At 44.2% G+C, this 7,161-nt stretch carries 6 protein-coding genes and 1 tRNA gene (1 of these 7 only partly in view); all 7 read right to left on the bottom strand.

What is annotated here, in order from left to right:
• Window positions 1-19: transfer RNA gene (locus ACW12G_RS05165), tRNA-Asn, on the bottom strand; it reaches 154 nt to the left of the window's first position.
• 83 nt (window positions 20-102) lie between these two features.
• The gene (gene lysS, locus ACW12G_RS05160; protein WP_147000991.1) at window positions 103-1,584 is read right to left on the bottom strand and encodes a lysine--tRNA ligase; all 1,482 of its coding nucleotides are present in this window, start codon (window positions 1,582-1,584) and stop codon (window positions 103-105) included.
• Window positions 1,585-1,700: 116 nt separating this feature from the next.
• Window positions 1,701-2,597, bottom strand: coding sequence for an Hsp33 family molecular chaperone HslO (gene hslO / locus ACW12G_RS05155; RefSeq protein WP_455647425.1), 897 nt, complete (start codon window positions 2,595-2,597; stop codon window positions 1,701-1,703).
• 101 nt (window positions 2,598-2,698) lie between these two features.
• Entirely contained in the window at window positions 2,699-4,774 is a 2,076-nt protein-coding gene (ftsH, locus tag ACW12G_RS05150; RefSeq protein WP_029509552.1) for an ATP-dependent zinc metalloprotease FtsH, read from the bottom strand.
• Window positions 4,775-4,797: 23 nt separating this feature from the next.
• On the bottom strand, window positions 4,798-5,337 hold the full coding sequence (hpt, locus tag ACW12G_RS05145) for a hypoxanthine phosphoribosyltransferase (RefSeq protein WP_010003862.1): 540 nt from the start codon (window positions 5,335-5,337) through the stop codon (window positions 4,798-4,800).
• Window positions 5,337-6,644, bottom strand: a complete 1,308-nt coding sequence (gene tilS, locus ACW12G_RS05140; RefSeq protein ID WP_455647424.1) for a tRNA lysidine(34) synthetase TilS — start codon at window positions 6,642-6,644, stop codon at window positions 5,337-5,339. The genes hpt and tilS overlap by 1 nt, the downstream gene beginning before the upstream one ends.
• Window positions 6,645-6,672: 28 nt before the next feature.
• Window positions 6,673-7,068 carry an FtsB family cell division protein gene (locus ACW12G_RS05135; RefSeq protein WP_029509550.1) on the bottom strand — a complete coding sequence of 132 codons (396 nt, stop codon included), beginning with the start codon at window positions 7,066-7,068 and terminating at the stop codon, window positions 6,673-6,675.
• Window positions 7,069-7,161 lie beyond the last annotated feature (93 nt).

Below are 7,161 nucleotides of genomic sequence, written 5' to 3'. Positions count from 1 at the left end.
CCAACTGAGCTAAGTCGGAATAATTGCTTAACACAACTTAATTATTATATCTAATAATCCATCGTTATGTCAAGCCTTTTTATCATTTAAATTGAAAATATTTTAACGCATTGTTGGGAACAACAAAACATCACGAATCGTGTCAGAGTCTGTTAGCAACATCACCAAACGATCAATTCCGATACCCAAACCACCTGTTGGTGGCATACCGTATTCCAAAGCTTCGATGAAGTCTTCATCAATGTTTTCAGCTTCATCGTTACCATTTTCGCGTTCGGCCACTTGGGCTTCAAAACGGGCACGTTGGTCGATTGGATCGTTCAATTCTGTAAAGGCGTTACCATATTCGCTACCCATAATGAATAATTCAAAACGGTCCGTAAAGCGTGGGTCTTCTGCATTACGCTTAGCCAATGGTGACACTTCAACTGGGTGCCCATAGACAAATGTTGGTTGTACCAACGTGTCTTCAACAAATTCTTCAAAGAATGCGTTGATAATGTGGCCAACACCCCAATACTTTTCGTACTTCACGTGATGTTCATCAGCCAACTTTTGAGCGTCTTCAACAGACATATCTTGCCAGAAATCAACCCCTGTTTGTTCCTTAATTAAGTTAACCATGTGCTTACGGGCAAACTTTGAGCCAAGATCAATTTCTGTTCCTTGGTAAGTAACCTTCAAATCATCGGAAACAACAGCGGCCGCTGCCTTGAAAATCCCTTCCGTTTCATCCATCACATCGGTAAAGTCCATGTACGCCGCATAAGTTTCCATGGTTGTAAACTCAGGATTGTGCTTAGGATCCATCCCTTCGTTACGGAAGATACGGCCAATTTCATACACACGTTCATAACCACCAACAACCAAACGCTTCAAGTACAATTCTGTAGCAATACGCATATACATATCAATGTTGAGCGCATTGTGGTGCGTGATAAATGGTCGTGCCGCAGCACCACCAGCTTCAGTTTGCAAAATTGGTGTTTCCACTTCCATGAAGTCTTGTGAATCCATGTAAGCGCGAATAGCTGAAATAATCTTTGAACGCAATTGGAACTTTTTGAATGAGTCTTCATTGGCAATCAAATCCAAATAGCGCTTGCGGTAACGTGTTTCCACATCGGCAATACCATGGAACTTATCTGGCATTGGGCGCAAAGCCTTCGTCAAATGTGTTAATTCAGTCACCAAAACCGTTAATTCACCGGCTTCAGTTTTCATCATAATCCCCTTAACACCAAGGAAATCACCAAGATCTGCCCGCTTAATGATTGGGTAGTTATCACCCAAATCGTCACGCTTAGCATAAATTTGAATCTTACCAGAAACATCACGCAAGTCAGCAAAGATGATCTTACCAGCGCCACGCTTAGCAATCATACGACCAGCAATCACAACTTCATGTGGTTCAGCTTCTAATTCTTCTAATGTACTGTTATCGTACAAGTCATGCAATTCTTGCGCCTTTGCTGTGCGTTCGAATCGCTTACCAAATGGATCCAAATGTAAATCGTCAACAAGCGTTGCCAACTTCTGGCGACGGGCCAACATTTGATCGTTGAGGGCTTTTTCTTCTGCCATATGTTTAGAGTGCTCAAATTGAGCACGTTTCCTCCATTATATTCTGGCGATACTCACCAGTTGTCAAAGTTTTCACTAACATTAACTATACCAAAAATTAGAGACAACCTCAAAGGTTAGTCACGATTATTCTGGTTGATTTCAGCGACAATCTCACGCAATTCATCAGATGTGAAGAAGTAACGCTTACCTGAGAACTTACCCACAATTTCCGCGCCGCCATCTTCATCAATCATGGCTTGGACTTCTTCAGCTGGCAACGTTGTCAACATCTCACGATAGGCTGCCTTCGTTGGTTCTGCTGCCAGACCAACCCCAGCGACTTGCAAAACGTCAACTTCGCCTTTGCCAAAAATTTCTTCTAACATTTCAAGCGGCGTGTAGCCTTCAACCAACATCTCAGTCAACGGCTTCATGACCTTGAGCGCCGCTTCTAATTCATTAATCGCCTCATCAGTTGCATCAGGCAAAGCTTGTACAAGGAAGCCACCAGCAGCCCCGACCGTGTCGTCTTGGTTCATGTAAACCGAAACGCCGACAACAGAAGGAATTTGTTCTGATTGTGCCAAATAGTACGTGAAGTCATCCCCAATTTCACCGGAAACCAGCTGACTTTGGCCAATGTAAGGATTAGCGTAAGGCGCAAACTTAGTGATTTGCAAGAAGCCATTTGTGCCAACTGCTTTGGCCACATCGAGTTGTCCCGCATCATCAAAGATAGGTTCAAGTTGTGGATTCGTCACATATCCCCGCACACTCCCCTTTGCGTCAGCTTCGACCACCACATTACCGATTGGCCCGCGACCATTAATTTGAATCGCTAATCTTTCTTCACCCTTCAACATCGATTGTGCCGTCAACGTTGTGGCCAACAAACTACGGCCTAATACAACGGATGCTAAGCGGCTTGTATCATGGATTTCGGCTGCTTTACGCACCATATTTGTGCCGTTTAAAGCATAAGCACGGAAAAACTTATTCTTGGTCACTGTTTTAATGAATTGATCTGACATGTTATACCCTCTATATTTACTGTGAACGTCGTCACACCCTAGTTAAAAACTGATTTCAAATAAAAAAGTTGACGTAACCGTCAACCTCTATTTTACTTATTTTAATCGCGCTTGTCATCTATTGGCGCATCATCTAAAGTTTCCGCTTCTGATTCATCATCAGGTTTTGGTTCTTCATGATGTTCATAGCGTGCTTCAGCCTCTGAATCCTTCGCATCGGCAGCTGCCTTTGCTTCTTCAAATGACTTTGCTGTCGCAACTTCGTCATCATCTTGCACATCTTTACGGGTAAAGTGGCCTGTTTCATAGATGTCCTTGATTTGACGTTCGTCCAATGTTTCGACTTCAAGCAAAGCTTCGGCAATCGCCACCAGCTTATCCTTATGTTCAGCAATCACTGAGGTTGCATCATCATAAGCTTCTTGCGCCAAACGGCGAACTTCTTCATCAATCAAACGTGCTGTTTCTTCAGAATAAGCATGGTTACCAGCTTGTTCAGTATAACCAACACTGGCATTACCTTCTAGTTGCACCATGCCGACCTTCGTTGACATCCCAAAGGCTGTGACCATTTGGCGTGACAAGTTAGTCGCTTGTTGGAAATCGTTTGATGCGCCTGAGCTGGCTTCATTAAACATAAACATTTCCGCAGCACGACCACCCATCAAACCAGCCAATTGTTCCTTGGCTTCCGAGTAACGCAAGTTGTAACGGTCGTTCTTTGGCGTCATCAATGCATAACCACCAATACGACCACGTGGGACAATGGTTACCTTACGCACAACTGATGCTTCAGAACGTACCAAACCAACCAAGGCGTGTCCGGCTTCGTGGTAAGCCGTTGTCCGACGTTCTTGTTCAGACATGCCACGGTTTGTCTTTGCTGGTCCTTGGAAAATACGATCTTCAGCTTCATCAATATCTGCTGCATCAATCTCTTTCTTGTTGCGACGGGCGGCCAACAAGGCAGCTTCGTTTAACAAGTTTTCCAAATCGGCACCAACGTAACCCGGTGTCTGTTGCGCAATCGCTTTCAAATCAACATTCTTAGCCAAAGGCTTGTTACGAGCGTGAACATTCAAGATTGCTTCACGTCCCTTAACGTCAGGTGCCCCAACCAAAATCTTACGGTCAAAACGGCCTGAACGGAGCAAAGCTGGATCCAACACGTCTGAACGGTTCGTTGAAGCCAAAATGATGACACCTTCTGATCCTTCAAAGCCGTCCATTTCAATCAAGATTTGGTTCAATGTTTGTTCACGTTCATCGTTTCCGCCACCCATACCGGTACCACGACGACGACCAACCGCATCAATTTCATCAATGAAAATGATTGCTGGTGCAGCCTTCTTGGCGTTTTCAAACAAATCACGGACACGAGAAGCCCCAACACCGACGAACATTTCGACGAAGTCAGAACCAGACATTGAGAAGAACGGTACACTGGCTTCACCAGCAACCGCCTTGGCAAGCAATGTCTTACCTGTTCCCGGAGGGCCTTCAAGCAAAACACCCTTTGGAATGCGAGCACCTAAGCTCACAAACTTCTTAGGTGACTTCAAGAATTCAACCACTTCAACCAATTCTTGCTTTTCTTCTTCGGCACCAGCCACGTCAGAGAAGCGTACTTTGTTATCCTTCGGGTCAGATGGCTTGGCTTTTGACTTACCAAAGCTCATCATGCCACCTTGGCCACCCTTACCACCAGCTTGGCTCATCATCATGTAGAAGACACCAATGATCAGCAAGACTGGCAAGAATGACACGAGTAAGTTCAACCAGAAACCAGATGATTCTTGTTGTTTCGCAACTAATTCTGTCTTAGTGTCAGCTGCAGCACGAGAAACGGTTTGTAATGACGCATCATTTGGCAACAAAGTTGACGTAAACTTTGTCACCTTTTGTGACTGCTGCAAAATATTCAAGCCCTTGTCAGCGGTCACTTCTTGCGGCTTACGGTATTCCCCAGTAATGTTGTAAATACCATTACCTTGCTGCACTGTAATTGATTTAAGTTCCTTATCGTTCAGCGCCTTTATAAATTCACTTGACGTTAATGTCTTAGATGTTGACTTATCGTTTCCGAACAAGCCATAAATCATCCCAACAACTGCAAGGAAAATAAAAATGTAGAAAATCGAACTTTTTAAGAAACCATCTTTTGGATTATTTTTCATTAATTTTCCCCAATTTCTAGAAGTTAGTCAGAATAGACTTCTTTTTTCAAGATACCAACGTACGGCAAATTGCGGTACATTTCTTTGTAATCCAATCCATACCCAACAACGAATTCGTTACGGACGTCAAACCCAATATAATCCGCATCAATTTCAACTTTGCGGCCGCCCTTTTTATCAAGCAAGGTCGCAACTTTGATTGAACGCGCACCACGGTCAGCCAGCAACTCTTTCATAAAGAGCAATGATTGGCCAGTATCCACGATGTCTTCTAAAATAATGACGTCACGGTTGGCCACATCAGAACGAATATCCGTCACTAATGTGATTTCATCTGTGCTGGCAACACCGCCATGGTAACTTGAGACGTTAATAAATTCTAAATCAACGTATAAGTCAACTTCACGCAACAAATCAGCTGTCCAAAGGTATGCCCCCTTTAAAACTGATAGTACCACTGGCTTTTCGCCAGCATAATCTTGTGTAATTTGCTTGCCTAGACGTACTGCAGCATCATGAATGCTTGCTTGGTCAAACAAAATTTCTTGTATATCGTTATCCACTATTTTTCCTCAATTCGCCATGCTAGCCAATTTGGCATTGCATCTTGTTTGATGGCAAAATCTTCGCTAACGCGCCAACGTTGGCGAATCTTCACCGCAATAACCTCATTTTCAGGGGTCGCCAAGACTAGCATGTCTTGCCGTTCAGCAGGTGATAATTTCTCGTCAATCGCTAGTCGTCGCAACCTTTTGTGCCCATGTATGAGAGCAAGTTTATCACTAGTTCTCACTGGGCGCAAGTCCAAATGTGTCGTGGGTTGCTTTAAGGTAAATGCAACACTGAATGCGGTTTCATTTGGGGACTGATTCGTCCATCGAAGGGCGCCATCAGTGAATTTTTGCCATTGATTTAATTTTAACATAGTTGGCGGCAAAACTTGCACCGGATTTGCCGTTTCTATTATGTTTTCTAACTGTAATTGTTGGTAAGATTTCACAATTTGCGTTTGCTGTGACAAACGCACCGTGCCCGTTGGTTTTTTGTCGTTATGCAACAATTTGACGACTTGTGCCAGCTGCGCTTGTTTAATCCGGTAAATGCCCTGTTGTTGCAAAAAAACGGTGAGCGTCGGTACGAGCCAACGTGACGGGATAGCCGGCCAATTCGAGGCGAGTAACGGCACATAGTCGGCAGCCGTTTGGGTAATCAAATCAGATTGGGCCTGAATTTGTGCCGCCATCGCATTAATATGTGTCACAGCCTGTGGATTAATCTGTTGCAAGGCCGGCACGACCACGTGGCGTAACCGATTGCGCGCGGTATAATCGGGATCATCATTGGTCTGATCATGACGCCACGTTAACCCGTGCGCCTGTGCATAACTCATTAACGTTTGCTTTGTTATCCCCAGAAAAGGTCGGCGGATTTTAGCCCGACTAGCGGCCATCCCCGCCAGTTGCGTCACTTGACCACCACGCACTAACTTTAACAAGACCGTTTCGGCTTGATCGTTGGCATGATGTGCGACAGCAATGGTCTGCGTTTGGTATTTGGCACCCAATGCCTCAAAAAATCGATAACGCAATGCGCGCGCCTGCGCTTCAACACCTGTTGTCGGAATATCATCCCATTCACATAGCTCAAATTGCGCCTGATACTTTTGTGCCAATTTGGCCACAAAAGCCGCATCCCCGTCACTCTCAGCACGCAAATGATAATTGACATGCGCGACAATGAGTTGGGCTGTGGGTAAGTGCTGGCGCAAAGCGTGCAGCAAAACGACAGAATCGACGCCACCAGACACGGCGACGATAACGGTCGGTTCCCAAGTTTGCGCTTGTAATTGTTGTTGGATTTTTTCAATCATGATAGAAAAAGCACCCTTAAGGTGCTTGTTAGTTATGGTCTGACGGTAGATTATAAACAATCTCACCTGATTTCGTATAGCCATACTTATCTCGCAAAATCTGTTGTAGATAAGTTGGATCGTTTAAACGCTTCTGATCAGCTTTTAACTCGCTGTTCGCTTTTTTAACCGCAATTAACCGTGATTGCGTTGTCGTCAACGTTGCGTTGGCAGCGTGTAGCTTAACTTGACTAATCAATAATTGTACCGCAAAAATTGTCGCAAAAATGGCGCCAAAGAACAGGATTCTTTTTTCACGGTTAGCGTGCGCCTTTTGATAATGACGCTTCGCCTGCATGTTAGCTGGTTCAGAATTCCGAATAATTTGTTGTATTTCTGGATGAACACGCTGCTTATTCAATTGTCTTCTGTTGTAAGTCGACATGAATTTCACCTAATGATAGTTTGTCACGTTCTTAGGATTTTTTCAATATTCTTTAAACTTACTTAAAAATTAAGCGTTTGCGTCATCGCTATC

This window comes from Leuconostoc sp. (genome assembly GCF_965300815.1).
The sequence above is the reverse complement of the archived record's forward strand: the minus strand, read 5'-3'. Positions and strand labels throughout refer to the sequence as shown.

Excerpts from the sequence above, each read along its gene's own strand:
- hslO (WP_455647425.1), bottom strand. The coding sequence starts at position 2,597 with ATGTCAGATCAATTCATTAAAACAGTGACCAAGAATAAGTTTTTCCGT.
- ACW12G_RS05135 (WP_029509550.1), bottom strand. The coding sequence starts at position 7,068 with ATGTCGACTTACAACAGAAGACAATTGAATAAGCAGCGTGTTCATCCA.
- ftsH (WP_029509552.1), bottom strand. The coding sequence starts at position 4,774 with ATGAAAAATAATCCAAAAGATGGTTTCTTAAAAAGTTCGATTTTCTAC.
- lysS (WP_147000991.1), bottom strand. The coding sequence starts at position 1,584 with ATGGCAGAAGAAAAAGCCCTCAACGATCAAATGTTGGCCCGTCGCCAG.
- tilS (WP_455647424.1), bottom strand. The coding sequence starts at position 6,644 with ATGATTGAAAAAATCCAACAACAATTACAAGCGCAAACTTGGGAACCG.